Here is a 20,343-nt window from a genome sequence, read left to right as displayed (position 1 = left end):
TGCGTACATACTAATCTAAACAAAAATGGTTATCAATTGTTATTTAGCTAATATGTATTATTTAAAATTTTTTTTGGCCAGCGCCACTTAAGTTGAGAATTCGCGGCAGATTGAGAATAGTTTTAATTTTAAGCAAGGTGTGGCACTCAGATTGAGATTTATCAATTAGAGTCCACCTTAAATTTAAGTAGGTTTAGATTTAGGTAAATAGTTGAATGGTTGAATGGTTGAATGGCTGAAAATTAATTACATTAAGGCTTTAAAAACCTTAATGTATAAATACGGAATTTATGGGTAGGTGATTTCCGCTTTGTGCCTTTGTAGGTCGGATAAGCGAAGCGCCATCCGACACAGTAAAATACCTTGCCAATTATTATCAACATTTTATGGTGTCGAGTGGCTGGAGAGTGCCATGAGCGGACGGTGGTACTAACTCGTTTATGCCCCAAGACGAGTTAAGAAAGAAACTCCCCCTTCAGCTGAAGATGGTAGCGGGTTGTTTTCATGAAAAAATAGCTTTATCAAAGAATGAATTAAACGTTAATATGGGAAAAAGTAACGAATAAGGATATTGATGTTGTACTTAACCCTTCCATCCGAAGCAATTGAGAAATCTGAAAGTGACGCACAACGCTCGCAGATAGTATTTGATTTGCTAAATTACTCCCAAAATAAACAAGCTATTGATAAGACACCTAGGACTATTATTCAATTTTGGGATAAAAAGGAAATACCCACTGATGTTCTGGATTGCATGGACTCATGGAAGTCCCTAAAGTCATTGGGGTTTGACTACAAAGTATTTTCTCAAGAATCTGCACAGGAATATATTGCAACCAATTTATCTGAAAAACATCTTAAGGCTTTTGTGAATTGCTATCATCCGGCAATGAAGAGCGACTATTTCAGACTTTGCTACATATATTGTTCTGGTGGTATGTATGTTGATTCAGATGAAGTATATGCAGGTAAATGCATTGAAAAATATTTCGAGGATTCCGAGTTAAAACTGCACCCGCTTTGTTATGACATCGATTCAGATGCTATGGTTTCTTCAGAACATTTCATTGGGCATTCGTATAAGAAATCGAGGATATATTACTTCAATAACAACCCTCTAATATCGGGTAAAAACAACCCTGTTGTTCAGTATGCCCTAGAGAGAGCAACTAATATCCTAAATTTGATTGATTTTAGAAGCTTGCCGGAAATTCAGTCTACGGCAGGTCCCGGAAATTTAACTGCAAGCGTTGTTGCTCTGTACGTAGCCAGTCAAAATAAAACAACGATAGAAATCCTCACTGATTGGGAAATTCATTCCAATAATATTTGGTCGTTGTCTTATCGAAATGATGCAAGAAATTGGCGTTTATCTAATCGAAAGATGTTTGATGAAGCAGTAATACAAGGATATTCAGGATGAATCACAATAAGAAAAGAACAAATTTCGTTCAAATATGGTGGAAGTTTAGAAATTATTTTCTTCGTACTCTAACAAAAAAACGATGCGCCGCATTTAGCGCTAGAAAAACAGAGAATAATTCAAGGTCGATTGAGAAAATATATGTAATCAATTTAGATCGCCAACAAGAAAGACTAGCAAATATCAAGGAGGAGCTATCAAGAGTAACAGAGCGCGAAGGAAAACCTTTAACAACGTTATTACACAGGATTGTTGCTGTTGACGCATTGAATGAGACTAATAATCAAATAACAGCAGAAGTTAAATCAGAATATACGCTCCAAGAGCAGCTATTTGTAGATCCTTGTCAGGCATTGCCACAAAAATTGAACTTAGATATGAAAGTTAAAATGAGTAAGCAAGAAATCGCAGTTGCCTGTTCTCATATCAAAGTTTGGAAAAGAATCGCAAATGGAGATGAAGAATATAGTTTAGTACTGGAAGATGATGTGTGCCTCCATCCTAATTTTGCGGCTTTAATGGAAAAGAGTTGGATTGAATTAAGTCAAAAATCCCCCCTGAACAACAATTTTGATGTATTGTTTTTGTCATTTAAAGAGGTGGATATGGGGGCCGAAAAAATTAAATTTACCTCAAGTACTTTCAAGCTTTTCAGAGGCATTTGGTATATGTCTGGATATGTACTTTCCAAACAAGGTGCGAAGAAGCTATTAAGTATGTTACCTATTGTTGGCCCTGTAGATCTGTGGATAAATCACAAATTCGATATTCTGAGTGCCATCATGAATAACAAGTCAATTATTCCTCAAAGAAGTGATGAAATTTCTGGTAATTTTTACTCTATACTGCCGATCTTATCAAAGATTGGTGTTCTAAATGATGGTGCTCCAAGCTATTTCAATTCTGGAGAGTTAAATAAGCCAATATTTTCCTCAGGAATAGGAGGTAGTGAACTGACCTCTTTGGCAATGTCTTTATCAATGCTTGGATATCGATGCTGTAGTGATATTTATAAGCTTCCTGATGAAGAAAGAATGAGCCTTCTAAATGTTACAAAAGAGAGAATTTTTGATGCATATGTAAATGTAGGCTGCCTCGAAAATGAGTGGAAGCACCTTGCCAAGCTATATCCAAATGCTCAGATGATAATGTTTCAAGGCAATTCCCCTCATGAAGACATGGATGAGTTAAAGGCTGCTTGGGGAAGTAGGCTTCTTTTACTAAACGAAAAGAATTGTTATCAATGGAAAGATATATGCGAATTTTTGAATGTAGTCCCTCCTGTAAGTCCTTATCCCAAGATTGAGGGGATACCCAAAAGAAATGTAGAGGTTATAAACAGCTCTATTGGACAAAATAGATGGTTAGATAGGGATGAATCACCGTGGATAATTGATAGGCAAAATAAAGAATTTGATTATATTCAATCACGAAAACTAACGGCTAATAAACCTATCACCGATTACCAATTGGATAACAGTAACTTTTGGTTCTATCGAGACGATACATTTCCCGGCAATGAGTGTTTATTTTCGCCAGACAATTTGCAGATAAAAAGCAGAACTAAAGCCAACTTTGTCGCACGAAAAGAAAATATGGAGGTTAGACAATATAGCTCTTCAGCAATCACATCGCATGAAAGTTTTCTATATGGAAAATTTGAAGCAGAGCTAAAACCGCCAAAAGTTTCTGGGTTAGTAACTGGGATTTTCTTACACAGAGATTCCCCTCGACAGGAAATCGACATAGAGTTTGTTGGTAACAAGCCAACCAAAATGTTAACTAATGTCTATTATAACCCCGGTGTCGATGGTGCAAGATTTGATTACGGGTATAGAGGGACTCCATTTGAAATAGAACTGGGTTTCGATGCAACTAAAGAGTTTCATCGATATGCAATAGAATGGTCTGAGAACGAAATAAAGTGGTTTGTTGATGATAACTTAGTTCATAGACGTTCAAATTGGGGGCCAACTCCGATACCTCATTTACCAATGCAATTTCACGTCAACTTATGGCCTACAAGATCTCGTGAATTAGCTGGCAAAATAGAAAGCTCTAAACTACCAGCAGTTATGGAGCTAATAGGCATTTCTATTCAGGCTAGGAAGTGCATTAATGAAAAAGCCATTGTAATTGATAAACGAGGCTTAAAAGAAAATGACTTGGAGTTAGAGGACATATAGAAAAATAGAACAGCTACATTTGGTGAACAAAGTGAAGGCTCGTAGTTCGAGCTAATTTATATAAAGACACGATAATACGATCCTCATCGTCATTATTAGTAACTCGTTTTTGCCCAAATCCTAATCAGTAATACATTCGCTACCCTCATAGTGACTTTTAAATAGGAGGTCACTATGAAACCAGAACTAAATCACAATGCTACTGGTGTGAAACGCCCTTTCAAGCTTGATGTAGTGTTCCCAAACAGCTTGGAGAACTTCTGAAAATGAAGACTCCCCCTCAAATGGGTCATTCAATGAACTAGGATTAGCAAACCATAGCTCTCTATTCACTAGCAGTTCGATACTACTTTTATCGAATTTACGATATTTGAATAAATTAGTTGGAGTAATCATGAATCCCTATGAGAAATATAACTTTTCAATAACGGGCGCAGGCACGTAGGACATAATAGCGAAGCCGCCCTGCGTGTATGCGTCCCAGCGAACGTAGTGAGCGAGTTTATTGAGTTGTTATGCATGTTTATATACAGAGTGAGTTGTGTTTTTAAAACAGTGTAAGGCGATAAAGGCCCCTAAAGTTAAACTAGCCACACTGCACAAATAATTTAAGCCATAGATTATCGTTTCCATTCGGCTCTCACTGTCGAGAAAAACATAACACGAGGAAATTATGTAAAGTAAAGCTATAACAGAGCTCCCAATTTTATAGGAAATCTTTGACGTGTTAAAAGCAGCGAACAGCAATGCTACTGAAAAAAACACACTTGAAAATGCTCCGATGTAATAAGCTGAATCTTGGAATTGATAACCTAATTCTTCATTTCGTAACATGACAAAAGGGGATATGAAACCGATTAATTCGGCTAGAATTGGTCCACTAAATAGTCCAAAGATTAAAATTTTAAGAGCACGGATCACTACACCTCCTTCTAAATGTATAATAACTTTATCAGAGGACACTTCCCTATTTTAGCGCGAAGACATCCTTATTTTGTGAACTTATATTAATAGCAAATACTATAAGTTATTGCCAGCTATAAATATTATGCTTACTGTAGCTTATATAAATATGTAAAAAGGGGAAAGTTTCCATTTATTATTACTAAGTTAATGACGACTCACCCGAACGACCGCTTCTCGCTGACTGCCGACTACCCGCTGTATGTTTTTAGCCACCTATTACGCCAACCGCTCCACTATGTCTTTTCACACGAACTACGTCACGCCTAATATTATTCATTCCCCTCAACTTTTTGTATATACCAAATTGTCGGAGGTAATTATTCAATATGCAATTTAATATCTCATAAATTTCAGTTGAATCGCTCATAGCGTGCCGTATGTTAAATACCCAGAGCTGTGCTGACTTTTGTTTTGATAAACCATACCTTAAAATACATCATGGTTCTTGATCAGCTCTGAGTAAGCCTACTAAATTTTGAGTTTCAGCATTAGCGTAGCATTCATCAAAAATTAGTTAGCGTGATCAGGAGTATCAAGTGTTGTGCCATGCATTGAACCCGTTACAGCAGCAATATATGTCTTAGCTGTGTCATCTGCCGACAGTCCGCCTTCGGTGTCCATGCCCATCATAGCCATTGTTTCCTTTACAAAAATTGGCGACACAACATTAAGTCGAAAGTTGTCAATTTCAAGCGACGCTGCTTTAACAAAGCTTTCCAATGCTCCATTAACCATACTAACGGCTGTGCTACCAATCATAGGCTCTCGTGACAATACACCCGAAGTTAACGTTATTGAACCACCGTTGCTTATATAAGCACGTCCCAAGCGTACTAAGTTAACTTGCCCCATTAGCTTGTTGTTAAGTGCTAGTTGATACTCATCATCAGAAAGTTGATCAAAAGATCCAAAGTTTGCAACCCCAGCGGTTGAGATAACCGCATCAACTTGCCCGACTTGTTCAAACATTTTTTTAATTGACTCTGCGCTACCTAAATCTACAATCACCTCAGCATTTGAGTATCCTGCAGCTATAATCTCATCGTTAATTGCTAGGCGTTTAGTTACTGCTTTTCCGATAGTGCCAGAGGCACCTATTAATAGAATTTTCATATTGTTTATTCCAATCTCTTTAAGGTTGAGTAAACTATAACAATAGACTTATAATTGAAAAATAAGCAAAAAACAAAAACACTATTCACATGAAGAGAAAAATAGATATTGTGCGTGCAATAACAACTTTTCAAGTTGTTCTCGATTTAGGCAGTTTTAGCAAGGCAGCGGACCAATTGGGTATTGTTGTTTCTGCAGTTAGCAAGCAGGTATCTGAGCTAGAAAAGCACTTTGGTTGTCAACTGCTTCATCGCACAACGCGTGCTATGAACCTCACTGCAGAAGGTGAGCATTATTTAGAGCAGTTCAATCTGATTGTTGATGCTTTGGAAAACCTTGAGGGTCGAGCAGATATCAATCAGCACATTATTGCAGGGCACCTTCGAATTAGTGCTCCCCCTAATGCTGAACAACTTGGTATCACTCATTTAATTGGGGAGTTTTTGCATCAACACCCTGCTGTAAAAATCACGCTCATATTACTAAATCGTTATATTAACTTGGTTGAGGAAGGTATTGATCTTGCTATTCGAGTACATGAATTGTCGGATTCTCGGCTTATCGCGCGAAATTTTACTGAATTAAATGTGTTATATGTCGCAAGTCCTGATTACTTAGCAAAATACGGTACACCCCAACATCCTAAAGAACTTACAAAACACAATTGTATAATTGATTCCTCGATTCGTACCCCTTGTCGCTGGCGCTACTTTGAAGATAACAATGAGCGACATGTTAATGTTACGGGGACGATTGAAGTTAATTACGGAAATATTACGGCTGAATACTCAGCCGCAGGTCATGGTATCGCGTTTTTGCCTGACTTTTTAGTGCAGGACTACATTAACAATGGTGAACTCGTATCTATTCTTGAACCATTTCAGATGCCTGCAACACCTGTTTCATTGGTCTATACGGCTAATCGCATGCAAAACCCTGTACTGAGTGAAATGGTACGACACTTACTTAGTAACAAACCTAAACGTATTACATAAAGCAGTACAACGGACTATTACTTTATTACTCCTTCTTAAGTATAAAATGTGGTTTACGTGATAGCGCCAGTAAGCTTAAACACATAATTCCTAGCGATAAAAATACAAACATCGAACGCAGGAAAGCCAAGTATTGATGTGCTTAAGTAGGTTCGAACAGCAGCTCTTTGGTTAAGTTCGGCTGCGTGATAAATCAGACTGTTGCAACAATTAATAGTTTGCATGCCTTTTAAATGACCGTTTAATATATGATTTTTAAAGCCTGATTCCCGATAGCAAATTAAAGTATATAGATCACTATCGGAATTAAGGTTTTATTAAATAAGAGTATTATTTACTAGCGTTTTTAGGCGGACCTGTAGGTGCCTCATCTGCGCTTATATAACCATCCTTATTTTTATCAAAGTGATTAAAGCGTTGCTCTGTGGCTTTAAACTCTGATAGCTCAACTTTTCCATCTCTATTTTTATCAAAGCGGTTAATAAATTTATTATCGCCTTTTTTAATAGATTGCGTGGTTAGCCGTTGTGTTGAGTTGCCTATTAACGATGTACTTTTATTACTGTATTCACTTCTATTTTCACTTAGCGCTTTTGCTGGAATAGAAACATTTCCGCCTCTCACTAATCGAACATAATTTTTCACTCTGATCATGTCGCCCTGTGGACCTCTTGATGTTGGCTCGCCAGTTTTAGGGTCACTTCGTTGTGAACCTGCTCCGTGAACATCCATAGTTTTACCATGCATTTCACCTAGAGCTTCACCAAAAGCAATATATACTGCACCTTCAGCTTGAACTGGGCCATCAAGGTGAGTAGTAGAGCTCCAATAGTATGGATAATCTTTTTCGCCAGCTTCATTTTTAATAGACGTAGCTTTAAAAATAGGATCGATAGCTGCTGAATTCGATGTCTCTGGAGAGCGTGTATAATCAACAATACTTTGCAACTCTTTCGCATTGGGTAAGCGCCAATCGCTATAGCCACCAAAAGTTGAATTTTGTGCATATTGCAATGCTTGTTGCCAGTTTAAGCCTTTATTGCTGTCAGCTTGTCGCCACATTAATCCCGTCGCTTTATCTGAGACAGTTCCGTCAGCATTTTCAACAAAGTTATTTTTTCCATAATCAGTGTTTCCCCTCACAAATCTAAAATACATTTTATTTGGCTCGGAGGTACGAGGATTATATTTTGGGTAACCTTTAATGCGACCATCAACAAAGTTAACACCAAAAACGGTATCATCGTTCTTCATTGTTTTGCCGACATACTCGGTACTTGACCAAGTTTGAGCATCAATTTCTCGCTCATTAGCGTTGGTATTACCAATCGGTTGATTAAAATATTTAGTGTCGATGAAAGGGTATAGTGCTTTATCTCCTTTAACACTGCCTGAAAATTGAATTAGCGAATAAAGTTCTTTAATAGTCGGTACGCGCCAATCGCTATAACCGCCTAACTTTACGCTTTCAACCTTTTTTAATGCATCCACAAGTGTTGATTTTTGGCCCATATCTTGTTGCCAAACAAGCCCCGTTACATTATCGGTTACTGTGCCATTTTGGTTGTCGGTATATGAAGGTGGGTTAATAATATAATTAGCATCTTAACCAAAAAAGTCATCTTCGTTTTGAGGTAATGAAATAATACTATTGTTGCTGTAAGCAATTCTTTGCCCTGAATCAACAATAGTGTAACTGTTTAAAGCTTTAGGTTTACTTGAGGTAATATCTGTTTTTAGCACCATTGAATCTTCGCCAAAAACAATGTTTCCTCGGTAATTTTTTTGAATTTCCTTCAAACTAGCAGCAACATCAACAGTTGTAGAGTTGAAGTGTGTATAAACTAAATTTGTAACGTTAGCTTGCTTCGCTATGCTACTCGAATCAGCTAAGTTAAGATGTGCACCGCCCTTCTTTTGCCTATTACTTCCTTGGTTTTTCGTTACTTTGTTGCTCGTTTTTCTTTCATTTTTTTGACGTCCGTCTTCCATAATCATGCCGCCAGAATCAATTATCATAAAGTCGGCATTTTGAGCAAAGCTAGGTAGCTTATCTGAATAAGTAAGATCACCTGTAATAACTATTGATTGCCCGTTAAAGTCAAATCGATATGCTAAAGTGTAAATTGTATGTGGTACTTGTAAGGTGGTTACAAGAATGTCGCCAATTTTAAATGACTCCCCTCCTTTTAAGTCGCTTACCTCAAAAGCTTTTTTACGCTCAGCTAATGTTCGTTGAGTTTTACTTAATCGATAGTTAATATCTTCGCTATACAGCCCTAAATTTGACTCAGTTAGTTTCACTGTATTAGGCGGGCCGGCTATAGAGAAATTGTCTCGCCCTAATAAAGAGCGAATAAATATAGGTACAAATTCTTCATTATGATCAAGATGATGGTGAGTAAAGATAAGAGCAGATAAATTTCGAGGCTCAAAACCTAACTTAGCTAAATTAGCTTGAGTGCCGTTTCCCATATCTACCAGTATGTGCGTATCGCCTGCTGAAATTAGCGTGCTTGCACTGGCTCTATTTTCATTATAAATAGGCGAGCCTGAACCTATAATCGTTGCTGTTAACTGATCCTGCGCTTGCAACAGTCAATAACTGAGAACTTAATAGGATTAACGCAATGACGACTTTTTTCATAGCAAACTCCAAAACTTTATTAAATATAAACACACCCAATTTGGAGTGACTATACAAATATAGCTTGAAACTTTCTGGGAATTTACAAAACTTTACTCCACTAATTGCAAACACCATAGCTGTTGTGCTGTCACATTACTATATAAAAATACTCAATAAATATACCGGCTAACTTTATTGTTATCGTATAAATTAACTATGTGTGATTCTTAATATTTACCACGCAAAAGTTTTGTGGAATAATGCCCGCCTCTTAGGGGAGTAGCCCGCTCAGTAATGAGTAAACTTATCAACATAATTGCACCTCATGTGCATGGTAAGTTTGTAATGTTGTAGCAAGCGTTATCGGCGAGACCTAGGTAGACACTATCCTCATGGCGGGAGATAGTTGTTTGCCTTGGTTTAGTATTCCCGCCTGTAAGAATCAATAATGGAAGTTTTTTTAACCTCAACCGTCACTGTCACACTTGCCGAAATAGGCGATAAAACCCAGCTTTTATCGCTCTTGTTAGCCGCCCGTTTTCGTAATAAAGGCGCGCTTATTCTTGGTATTTTAGCCGCAACTTTACTCAATCATGGCCTGTCAGCGTGGTTTGGTCAGTGGTTAAGTAATAGTTTTTCTTCTGAATATTTACCTTGGCTTGTAAACATCAGCTTTATTGTGGTTGGCCTTTGGCTATTAGTTCCAGACAAAGATGAAGCTGTAAGTAGTAAATACGATAGCTACGGGGCTTTTTTAGTTGCTTTTGTATTATTTTTTATTGCAGAAATTGGTGATAAAACACAAATAGCGACGGTGTTGTTAGGTGCACAATATCAGTCTGTGTTTTGGGTTACGGTAGGAACCACGTTAGGTATGTTAATTGCTAACGTGCCTGTTATATACGCCGGAAATGCACTACTTAAAAGAATATCGCTAAACACTGTACGTGCTATTGCAGCTTGTGTGTTTGTGTTATTAGGTATTTATGGCTTAGTGACAATTTAATCAATATTAGAGCTCGTAACTGTTGATTTAAGTGCGAGCTTTAGTTTATCGATACGTTATTTATGCATTATTTACACAGTAACATCCCTTGGTTTGCGTAATTAAAAGGTTGGAATTAAAACCTGCGGCTAAATTAGTGACCGCAGTTTCAACAAAACCACTCCCCTGGGCGCAAGCTAGCCCTTCGGAGAGCGGCCCCGCATAAACAAAATCACCGTTTTTATTAATAATAACGGCGGCAGGCGTTGCCGGAATAACGTGTTTAAGCTTTGGTGTTAATTCAACTTGTACAACCTTCATAGCTTTATTGGCAGCAAAAGAAGTTAACGATGAAATATGCGGCTTAGCTTGTATCGTACACCCGCAATTTTGTTCTGTTATAAGCACTAACGACGCTTCATTAGTGTCAATCCAATCCAGTTGCTTTTTAAAGTTATTAAACCAATGCTTTTGCAATAAAACTTTTGAGCTATCAAACGGTTTAAGTTGCTCTAACTGAAAATAAACTAACCCTGCAACAACGCAAACAAGCCATATAGCTATAAGCGAAAATACAAAAGAGTTAGATTTATTTAAACTTTGCAATACTTTGCTCTAACACATCAATACTTACATCGATTAACTGCACCTTAGCGGTTAACTGCTGCACTATTTGCGTATCTTGGTACTGATTTTGTCGCATATTATCGGTACTACTTGCTATTAACTCAGTATTACCTGCTTGCTCAGCTACCACTTGTGCAACTGAATCAGAGCTTGAAGACACAGCGGCTATTTGCTCGCTCATTGCTGAAATATTCTCTTTCATTGCGGTACTAATACTTGTTAAATCAACTACAAAATTTACACACTGACTCATTGATTGTGTTGACGTTTTACTATTATTAACGAGATCTTTCAGTGTTAAACCAATCTTGTCTGTTGTCGCTTTACTATGATTTGCAAGTGATCTCACCTCATCAGCAACAACAGCAAAACCTCGTCCATGCTCACCTGCACGGGCAGCCTCAATAGCGGCATTTAAAGCAAGCAAATTTGTTTGCTCAGCAATACCTGATATTTCATTAAGAAGACCAGAAATAACACCCCCAGCTGCAACTAAATGACTTATTTGCTCTTCTGTATGGTTAAGTAACGTTAATAACTCTCTACTTTTAGAATCTGTTTGATGAACATCTTCTAATGCATTACTGACAGTTTTAGTAATATGGTCAACTTGACTCTTAAGCGCTTCACTTTCGTCTTCAACAAGCTTAAAGCCATGTGCAACTTGTGATCCTGAATTTGCTATATCATCCATTTGTTGTGTACGATGCACAGCTCCATCTGCAAGCTGGTCATGAACTTCGATAAGCTCTCGCGAGTTTTTTTGCAGTGATTCTGATTGCGCTTGAACTTGCTTAATAACATCAGATATATAGTCTAGCAATGTATTAAATCCAACCACAGCATCGCTTTTAGTATCATCAGCACGTAGGGAAAGTTTAATATTTTCAGGGTCTTCCATTATTTGCTCTGTCGCATAACTTAATGACAAGCCTGCACGGCGCTCGCGTTGCAATGTTTTAGCTATATAACCTGCAACTAGCACTTCAACAATCGCATATCCTGCATGTATAAGTACTGTAGTAAAAGCGAGTCTATCCGGATCAAATACGTAGAAACCTGTATTTTGAGTTTGAAGATAATAAAAAGATAAATGATGAACAGCAACAAATATAATTGCCGTTATAAAAACACGCCACTGTACAAACATTATAAGTACAGCCATTAAAATGAATATCTCAAAGTGGACTTCTATTAGCCCGAATGTTTGTTGGATGTGTAAAAAAGAGAACATCATAATAGCAGCTGCAACAACATGAGCGGTTATTGCATTTTCTGGATGCGTTTTGAGTAACCAAATTGGAAGTATGCAAAGCGGCAAGCCAATAATAAAAGCTTGGGTTAACGTACCAAAATACAGACCAACACCGATGGACTCAATAAATAAAAGGCTAAAAATAATGGTGAATAACCGAGCGACACTAGACATAAAACCCTTGAATAAATTGTAGGTTACTAAACACACACTATTATACGTAATAAAACTTAAATTGGAGCACCTATTCTAATAAAACTTCAAATAATTAAAGTCAAACTTTGAATAAGCTTATTTTATTATAGGCAGTATTTTTTTAAACGTCGGTGTTGCAGCTTGCTTTGTCCATTGAAAAATGACAATTTCAGTACATGAAATTACTGCACCAGCTTGGCGTAACTGCTCAACTGCTAACTTTTTATGCTCTAAATTTCGAGAGCCTATAGCATCTTGGATAATAATGACCTCGAAACCACTTTGCACTAAGTCTAAGCATGTTTGCAAAACACATACATGTGCTTCAGTGCCTACAACTATTATTTGTTTTTTGTCGTAGGCTTTTAATTGCTCTATAAACCCAAGCTCTGCACATGCACTAAAATGAGTTTTATGAAAATACGCGGCATCGGGCAACATGTTTTTTATTTGGTGATCAGTTTCGCCTAACCCTTTTACATATTGCTCTGTTATTAAGATCGGTACGCCGTGAATAATACCTGCCTGCGCTAACTGCAATGTGCTTTTTAAAACGTTCGGAAAATCTTTAATTGCAGGAGCAAGCAACTCTTGTAAGTCTATAATTAATAATATGCTATTTTTTACATCAATATTAGATAAAACCACTATACTCTCCTCATAAGCAGCAACCGCTGACTATATAGATTAGCTTACTATTTAATAACTTCCGTATATTATTAGTAATTAGAAAATTAAAACTTATGCTATATTTACCATCTAGCTGCGTATCAATCCATCTGCCACGAAGAGTGTTTATAAGTGCGTTTGAGTAAAATTTTTTTTCATATCACCATTATTTTTTTACTATGCATTCAATGTACTTTTGCATCACAAAACTATGCTCAACAATTACAACGTATTTCTACTGACGAAGGTCTCTCGCAAAGCTACGTTTTGCAATCACAAGAAGATGAGATTGGCTACATATGGATAGCAACCCAACAGGGTTTAAATCGCTTTGACGGATATAAAGTAAAAACTTTTAATGGTGGTTTTGGCCTAGATAAACATTATATTTACGCATTATTTAAAGCCGACGACGGAAAGATTATCGTTTCAACAGACCTTTCTGGTGCATATATAATAGACCCTCTTACTTTAAAAACCGAAAAAATCTATTCTGGTCAAATAGATAAAGAACAAAAAATGTTTTCTCCAATCTCAGCTATGACTCAGCAAAAAAACACTTTTTACTTTGCTATAGATGCCCAAATATATACATTTGATGAGACGAGTAAACACTTTACACTTAAATTAGCGCTCCCAAATAAAGGTGACTACATTAGGTCATTAACAATATATAAAAACATTTTATATATTGGTACAAATGATGGTTTATACACTACAAATATCGATAATTCAGAACTTGTAAAGGTCCCTCTTCATCTTCCTGAAAAAGATACAATAGATAATGTGAATGTCAAATTTTTAAGTGTTGATAATGAATTAGGATTACTCGTCGGTACTGTTGAAGGCATGTATCAATTAGCATTTGATAATAACAAAAATATATCTGCAGCAAATGTTACAACATTAATTCCTGATTATAATATATGGGATTATGCCAAAACTATTTACGGTGAGTTTGTAGCAACCGAAAGAGGACTATTTAGTTATCATCGCGAAACCAAAGAATTAGAGTTCATATTAAATTACGAAAAAAGTAAGTTTAATATTAATGAAAACTCAATCAACGATCTAATGATTGATAAGTCCGGCGTACTTTGGCTAGCATCTAGAACCCAAGGGGTATTTACTTGGCCAATTAAAACTCGACGCTTTAAGCACATTTTTTTACCCGGTAATAATACGATCCATGCAACCCATCAAGATAAAGATAATATTATATGGTTAGGGACAGAAGATGGAATTGCACGCTACGACAAAGCAACGAATAGAAGCAATGTATATCTAAGTTCTACCGACTCAAAAGCGATATACGGAGCATCTGCGGTATTTGATATTTTTGCGTCTTCAATTGGAAACGATCAATTTCTTTGGCTTGCTACTTTTAACGGGTTCAAATTTTTCGATAAGCAAGCTGGTAAAATCATTGAAAATAAAGACACAGAGAAAGAAGTAATTAGCCAACCCAACTTATTTGGCTTTGCCCAATTATCTGCAGACACATATGCATTTATGTCTGATGATAATTTTTATGTTTTTAATGAAACAACCGGAAAAACAAGAATTATTAAAGGACTCAAAGAGCAAGTCGATCCTTTATTTTCTTACGCCTTCTATAAACCTCTTAAAACGCATCCTGAAGAATTTGTTATTGGTACATCAAAAAGTTTTCTTAGGTACAACGAAAAAACACAAACTTTAACAACGATATTTCAGTCTTTTAATCCTAAAGAAGATATATTTTATACTGTAGAAAACTTTTACTTAGACATAAAGCGAAATACTTTATGGTTAGCAACAACTCATGAAGGCTTACTTGGTGTTGACCCAGTTACTTATGAAAGAAAACACTTCATAGGGCTAAAAAATTCATTTAATACTGATTCTATTTATTCGTTACTTCCTGATGAAAATGGTTTTTTATGGGTAAGTACCGACAATGGTTTATATCAAATAAACCTAGATACACTAAATGTGGTGAGTTATTCAGTGAAAGACGGGTTGAACATAAACCAATTCACACAAATCGCAGCAACAACATTAAATGATGGCAAATTAATTTTTGGTAGCAATGCGGGAGCTCTACTGTTTGATCCCTTAGATTTTGATGAGAAAGAGTTATTTAAAAAAAATAACTTAGCTATCACTGATATAAATCTCTTTACCAAAGAACTAAATTATTATCCGCAGAAATACCTTAGCCAACCGCTTGAACTTGGCTATGAGGATATGGGTCTTACGGTTAGTTTTTCTAGCTTTTCTTACCCCAATATAGACAAAGCGTATTATAAGGTAATTCTTTCAGGGCCAACATCCCTTACATATGAAGACTTACAATCTAATCAAGTGTTTTTCACAAAGCTTCAACCAGGTAGCTACTCACTAACAATATCAGCACATAATCGTGATGGTGTTGTTACAAGCGAACCAGCCACACTCAACATCAACGTAGCCTACGCACCTTGGAAATCGCCCTTTTCTATTGCCGCCTATGTAATTTTAATACTTGCCGTATTGTTTTTCATTTTTTGGCAATACCGCAGCCGTCAAGTTGCAATTGAACGAGCCCATAGAGCCACTATTCATTCACAAAAACAAACAGAACTCGCGCTTAAAAATAATAAAAGCGGCGTTTGGGATTATAATTTTAAAGATAATTCTGTAAATACACTTAGAGGAAGTGAGCTAGGTTACTCAGACTTACCTGAACGCGTGCACATAGGCCAATTTTTAGTACTTATACATCCAGATGATCGTCGTCGTTTTGAAAGCCAATGGGAAAACTATTTCAAATATAAAAAACAGCAAAATTGGCAAGCAACCTATCGTTTACAACACAAAAAAGGGCACTGGCTGTGGTATCAAGATACAGGGCAAGTTATTTATAACCCTCAAACAAATGAGCCTTTATATGTTTCTGGCATATATACCAACATAACTGAGCAACGTGCTAATGAGCAACAAGCAAAAATTTTAGGTGAAGCGTTTAGCCAAATAAACGACTGGTTACTTATACTCGATAAGCATTTAATGCCATTTTCTGCGAATAACAGCTTTATTGAAACGTTTTCAAATGAACAGGCAGCCACTAAAATTAGTCCTAAATTGTTCATAAAAGCGATTGGTAAAAATAAATGTAAAGAATTTGCTCGTATTTTAAAAAAATTAAAACCGACTGAAAACTGGCAAAGTGATGCTTACATAAAAACAGCAAAGAATAACAAGCATCCTATTCATATAAGTGCCACAGCTGTAACTAAAGATACCGCAAGCTATTATGTTGTTGTTATTACAGATTTAACCGAGCAAAAACGTGCAGAAAACGAACTTCGCTATTTGGCTAATTTTGACCCTCTAACGCATCTACCTAATCGTAGTTTAATGTATCAAAATATTGAAGAAGCGATTAAACATGCCAATGAAAGTAATACACAATGCGCATTATTATTTATTGATTTAGATAAATTTAAACCTGTTAATGACTCTTTTGGCCACGCAGTAGGCGATAAGCTACTGTGTAATATTACCCAAAGAGTAAACGGTATGCTTGGCGAAAATGCTAAACTTGGCCGCCAAAGTGGTGATGAATTTTTAGTGCTGATTCAAAATATAAAATCGCTTCAGTCTCTTCGCGATACCGTAAGAAAAATTAGTAATGAATTAGCTAATAAAGTAATTATTGAAGACTTCTCTATTAATATTTCAGCCAGTATTGGCGTCGCTTTATACCCGTTCGATGCTGTAACCACCGATATACTTATCCGTAATGCCGATGTTGCGATGATGCACGCTAAACAAGGCGGGAGAAACGACTTTAAGTTTTTTAGCGATGAAATGAATGAGCTGATAAAACAAAAGTTACTGCTCGAAAATGATTTAAAAGATGCAGTGAAAGACAACCGATTTTTTAATCACTATCAGCCTATCATCGACATAGAAGAAAAAACAATAAATGGCGTGGAGTTACTCATGCGCTGGAAAAATCAAGGACAGTTAGTATCGCCAGCACTTTTTATACCGGTAGCAGAAGAAACTGGTTTAATAGAGCTCCTTACTGAGCAGGCCTTGTACCGCTCACTTATTGAGCTTGCGCCTATACTCAGCGAAAACCCACTGTTTTATATATCTTTAAACTTATCGCCTAAACACATTTTAAAAACAAACATAACACAGCGGCTAATGTCTATATTAGCGGACTCTCAAGTTCATCCAAGACAATTAAGACTTGAAATAACAGAGAGTATTTTACTAGAAGATAAACTCAAAGCAGCCAAACAGCTACAAAATTTAAAAGCTGCTGGGTTTAAATTACTGCTTGACGATTTTGGTACTGGTTACTCATCACTCACCTATTTGAGCCAATTTCCTATTAATGTTATTAAGATAGATCAAAGCTTTGTAAACAGTATTGGTATAGATAAAGGTGATGAGTCGATTATTAAGACCATTCTTTCATTGGCCGAAAACCTAGATCTTTACTGTATTGCAGAAGGAGTAGAAACGCGCGAACAGATGATCTTTTTAACTGGAATTGGATGCAATGTATTGCAGGGTTATTACTTTGCAAGGCCAATGGATGCTAAAGACTTACGTAAAAGCGATTGTTTTAGCAATATCATTGATTTGATTTGATTTGATTTGATTTGAAACATTAAAAGCGTGCTAATAAGTTTTACACGCTTTTATGTCTATTAGTTTGTATTAGTGAATGTGATGGCATTCGTGGCTTTCAATTTGTAATACACTATTGCGTACATTAAATTTTTCAGCTAACAGTTGCTCTACCTTCATACGACACGCTTCATCATGTTTTTCAATTGTACAATGCTGTTTAAGTACAACGTGCGCTCCGACTACTACACCCTTATATTTACGCGTTACAGTGACATTATGGACATTGTGAACATGCTCCATATCTGTAATCTCACTCTCAATATCTGCTACTTTAGGGAGTTTGGCCTTATTTAAACGTAAACCTTTTATACAACTAATAATGACCTTAACACCGGTAAACAACACGAAAGACGCGATTAACATGCTCGATAAAATATCGATAACAACCCAGCCCGTAAAATATATAAGAATACCAGCCACAAATGTCGATACGGTAGAAATCAAATCAAAGAATGAATGTAAAAATACCGCGTAAACATTAATACTCGCTTTGCGGCCTTTATATAAAACCCATGCAGCAGCACCATGAAACAAAAAACCAATAGCAGCAATAACCGACATTAAATAACTATTAATAGCCAGCTCGTTTCCTTCATGCTGGTGTATATAGCGCTCACCACCTTCATACAAAATAATTAAACTGATTGCTAGGTATAAAAATCCGTTCACCAGACCACCCAAAAGCTCGGCTCTTTGATGACCATCGTTATAGGTTTTAGCAAAATGAATAGCGAGACTTGATGCAATCAGTGCGATGAATAACGAGCTATTGTGAACAAACAAATGTCCCGCATCGGCAAGTACAGCAAGCGAATTAGAATAATAAGCACCTATAACCTGAATTACCATAAACGAACACGTAATTGCTAGCGCAATAAGTAACCGACGACGAGAAGCTTGGTGTGTAGTGATTTCTGTCATGAAATGCTTGAATAACCTATACTTAAAGTGCAAATAAACCAAAGATGGCTTAGAGTAGAAAAGGGTAATGATATACAGTATCAATTATAATACGTACTGCCCTCAAACGCACTAAAAACTTAGTAAATCAAAAAAAATGTGCTAATAGTTAGTAAGCTAAAACAATAAAAATATAATAGATAACAATTTAATTGTGGCTTAAACACATGGAGAGTTGAGTGAGTAATAACATATCAAATGAAACATGGCGAAACTTGGAGTTACTGCCGTTTTGTGTATTACTTTATGATGCCAATGAAAAGATATTTAAAGTTAATAGTCAGGCACTGAGTTTATTTGACTTAGAAGAGCAACCACATTTTAAAAAAACTGATTTTGCACATATCACTTTAATTAATCATCATAGTAAAAAAGAGCTATTAGTCGAGGAGCTATTCTTTGATTATTTCACTGCAAATAAACAATGCCAGTTTGTTTTATCAAAACAGGTATCCAAATTGCTACTCAATGTAAAATTTGCAAAATTACCTAACTCAAGATCTATTATTATTATCGATATAATAAATAATAATGTAGATGAACAATATGATTTTGATAATATTATTTCGAACATCTCAACTGACTTAATTGATATTCAAAATGACGACGTTGATAAGCATATCAACTACGCATTAAAAGCTATTGGTACCGTTTGCCACGCAGATAGAAGTTATCTTTTTAAGTTTGCCGAGGATGGTAAAACCATAAATAACACCCACGAATGGGTCAATAATGATATACAAGCATTTAAAGAGGACTTACAAAACCTTCCGAAAAGCGATCTCCCATATTTTTTTAGTTTGATGGCACGTACTCACTTATTTAGATTTAACGATGTAACGTCGTTACCCATTCAAGCAATGAGCGAAAAAACAATTTTTCAGCGACAAAAAATAAAATCAGTACTTTGCATTGGTCTACGTTATGACAAAGAGCTCGTTGGCTTTATAGGCTGTGATTGCGTTGTTCAAAAGCGAAACTGGACTGATTTAGACCTTATTCGCCTAAGGTTAGTAGGTGAAATGCTTACCAATGCTTTCAAAAATTTAAATTACAAGAAAGAGCTACAACAAGCTCAGCAGCAACTCATTAATGCCAATCATAAACTTAACAAACAAGTTAATACTGATGGCCTTACAAACATTGCTAACCGACGCTGTTTTGATCAAACTTTAAAATGTGAAATTAAGCGCGGCGCACGTAATAAAGAACCCATTAGTTTAATAATGTGTGATATTGATTTTTTTAAGCGTTATAACGATAACTATGGGCATCAGCTAGGTGACGAAGTGTTAAAACAAGTTGCCAAAGCGCTGTATGATCTTTGTAAACGTGAAGGTGATTTAGCCGCTCGTTTCGGTGGTGAAGAATTTGCGATAATTTTACCTGCAGTCGACACAGATCACTGTCAAAGGTTTGCTGTTCTTATTCAGGAAAAAATCGCAGAACTTGCAATTGAACATAACTTTTCAACTGTCAGTAAATACCTCACTTTAAGCATTGGGTTTTATAGCCTTATACCCAATCAAAAAACAACATCTAAAGAAGTTATAACTAACGCCGACATAGCCCTTTATAACGCAAAAGAAACAGGCAGAAATAAAATAGCCAGTTTTTAAAAAACCGACTAAGTCGGCGCTCTACAGTGAGTTTTAGTGGTTAAAAG

At 36.3% G+C, this 20,343-nt stretch carries 13 protein-coding genes; 6 read left to right on the top strand and 7 right to left on the bottom strand.

The window, feature by feature from the left end:
* Positions 1-574 precede the first annotated feature (574 nt).
* Both GQR54_RS08210 and GQR54_RS08205 read left to right on the top strand, forming a co-directional pair.
* Positions 575-1,423 carry a glycosyltransferase gene (locus GQR54_RS08210; RefSeq protein WP_166377114.1) on the top strand — a complete coding sequence of 283 codons (849 nt, stop codon included), beginning with the start codon at positions 575-577 and terminating at the stop codon, positions 1,421-1,423.
* Positions 1,420-3,609 carry a family 16 glycosylhydrolase gene (locus GQR54_RS08205; RefSeq protein ID WP_166377113.1) on the top strand — a complete coding sequence of 730 codons (2,190 nt, stop codon included), beginning with the start codon at positions 1,420-1,422 and terminating at the stop codon, positions 3,607-3,609. Before GQR54_RS08210 ends, GQR54_RS08205 begins: the two co-directional genes overlap by 4 nt.
* 1,476 nt (positions 3,610-5,085) lie before the next feature.
* On the opposite strand, the gene GQR54_RS08200 is transcribed toward GQR54_RS08205, so the two are convergent.
* Positions 5,086-5,688 (bottom strand): short chain dehydrogenase, encoded by a 603-nt coding sequence (locus tag GQR54_RS08200; RefSeq protein WP_166377112.1) that lies wholly within the window; start codon positions 5,686-5,688, stop codon positions 5,086-5,088.
* Between the two features lie 89 nt (positions 5,689-5,777).
* Here GQR54_RS08200 and GQR54_RS08195 point away from each other — a divergent pair, with 89 nt between their 5' ends.
* Positions 5,778-6,683 (top strand): LysR family transcriptional regulator, encoded by a 906-nt coding sequence (locus tag GQR54_RS08195; RefSeq protein WP_166377111.1) that lies wholly within the window; start codon positions 5,778-5,780, stop codon positions 6,681-6,683.
* Positions 6,684-7,013: 330 nt separating this feature from the next.
* On the opposite strand, the gene GQR54_RS19760 is transcribed toward GQR54_RS08195, so the two are convergent.
* The gene (locus GQR54_RS19760) at positions 7,014-8,273 is read right to left on the bottom strand and encodes a DUF1566 domain-containing protein (protein ID WP_346766079.1); all 1,260 of its coding nucleotides are present in this window, start codon (positions 8,271-8,273) and stop codon (positions 7,014-7,016) included.
* A 15-nt stretch (positions 8,274-8,288) separates the two neighbouring features.
* Positions 8,289-9,278, bottom strand: a complete 990-nt coding sequence (locus tag GQR54_RS08180) for an MBL fold metallo-hydrolase (protein ID WP_206017649.1) — start codon at positions 9,276-9,278, stop codon at positions 8,289-8,291.
* 482 nt (positions 9,279-9,760) lie between these two features.
* On the opposite strand from GQR54_RS08180, the gene GQR54_RS08175 reads away from it, so the two are divergent.
* Positions 9,761-10,318 carry a TMEM165/GDT1 family protein gene (locus GQR54_RS08175; protein WP_165725009.1) on the top strand — a complete coding sequence of 186 codons (558 nt, stop codon included), beginning with the start codon at positions 9,761-9,763 and terminating at the stop codon, positions 10,316-10,318.
* A 60-nt stretch (positions 10,319-10,378) separates the two neighbouring features.
* Here the strand turns inward: GQR54_RS08175 and GQR54_RS08170 are convergent, their stop codons facing one another.
* From GQR54_RS08170 to GQR54_RS08160, 3 genes are all read right to left on the bottom strand, one after another.
* Positions 10,379-10,903 (bottom strand): DUF6436 domain-containing protein, encoded by a 525-nt coding sequence (locus GQR54_RS08170; RefSeq protein WP_166377110.1) that lies wholly within the window; start codon positions 10,901-10,903, stop codon positions 10,379-10,381.
* Positions 10,887-12,353: a methyl-accepting chemotaxis protein gene (locus GQR54_RS08165; RefSeq protein WP_166377109.1), complete on the bottom strand. Its 1,467-nt coding sequence runs from the start codon at positions 12,351-12,353 to the stop codon at positions 10,887-10,889. The genes GQR54_RS08170 and GQR54_RS08165 overlap by 17 nt, the downstream gene beginning before the upstream one ends.
* Positions 12,354-12,470: 117 nt before the next feature.
* Complete coding sequence (locus GQR54_RS08160; RefSeq protein WP_166377108.1) at positions 12,471-13,022, bottom strand: hydrolase; 552 nt, start codon at positions 13,020-13,022, stop codon at positions 12,471-12,473.
* A gap of 153 nt (positions 13,023-13,175) precedes the next feature.
* Between GQR54_RS08160 and GQR54_RS08155 the strand changes: the two genes are divergently transcribed.
* On the top strand, positions 13,176-17,675 hold the full coding sequence (locus GQR54_RS08155; RefSeq protein WP_166377107.1) for an EAL domain-containing protein: 4,500 nt from the start codon (positions 13,176-13,178) through the stop codon (positions 17,673-17,675).
* A gap of 69 nt (positions 17,676-17,744) precedes the next feature.
* On the opposite strand, the gene GQR54_RS08150 is transcribed toward GQR54_RS08155, so the two are convergent.
* Positions 17,745-18,638, bottom strand: coding sequence for a cation diffusion facilitator family transporter (locus tag GQR54_RS08150; protein WP_166377106.1), 894 nt, complete (start codon positions 18,636-18,638; stop codon positions 17,745-17,747).
* Positions 18,639-18,856: 218 nt separating this feature from the next.
* On the opposite strand from GQR54_RS08150, the gene GQR54_RS08145 reads away from it, so the two are divergent.
* A complete protein-coding gene (locus GQR54_RS08145; protein ID WP_166377105.1) occupies positions 18,857-20,296 on the top strand; it encodes a diguanylate cyclase in 1,440 nt (479 codons plus the stop codon).
* Positions 20,297-20,343 lie beyond the last annotated feature (47 nt).

The sequence above is a fragment of the Pseudoalteromonas sp. Z9A4 genome (genome assembly GCF_011378845.1).
Lineage (GTDB): Bacteria > Pseudomonadota > Gammaproteobacteria > Enterobacterales > Alteromonadaceae > Pseudoalteromonas > Pseudoalteromonas arctica.
Note: the sequence above shows the minus strand (reverse complement) of the source record. Positions and strands in the feature narration are given on the sequence as shown.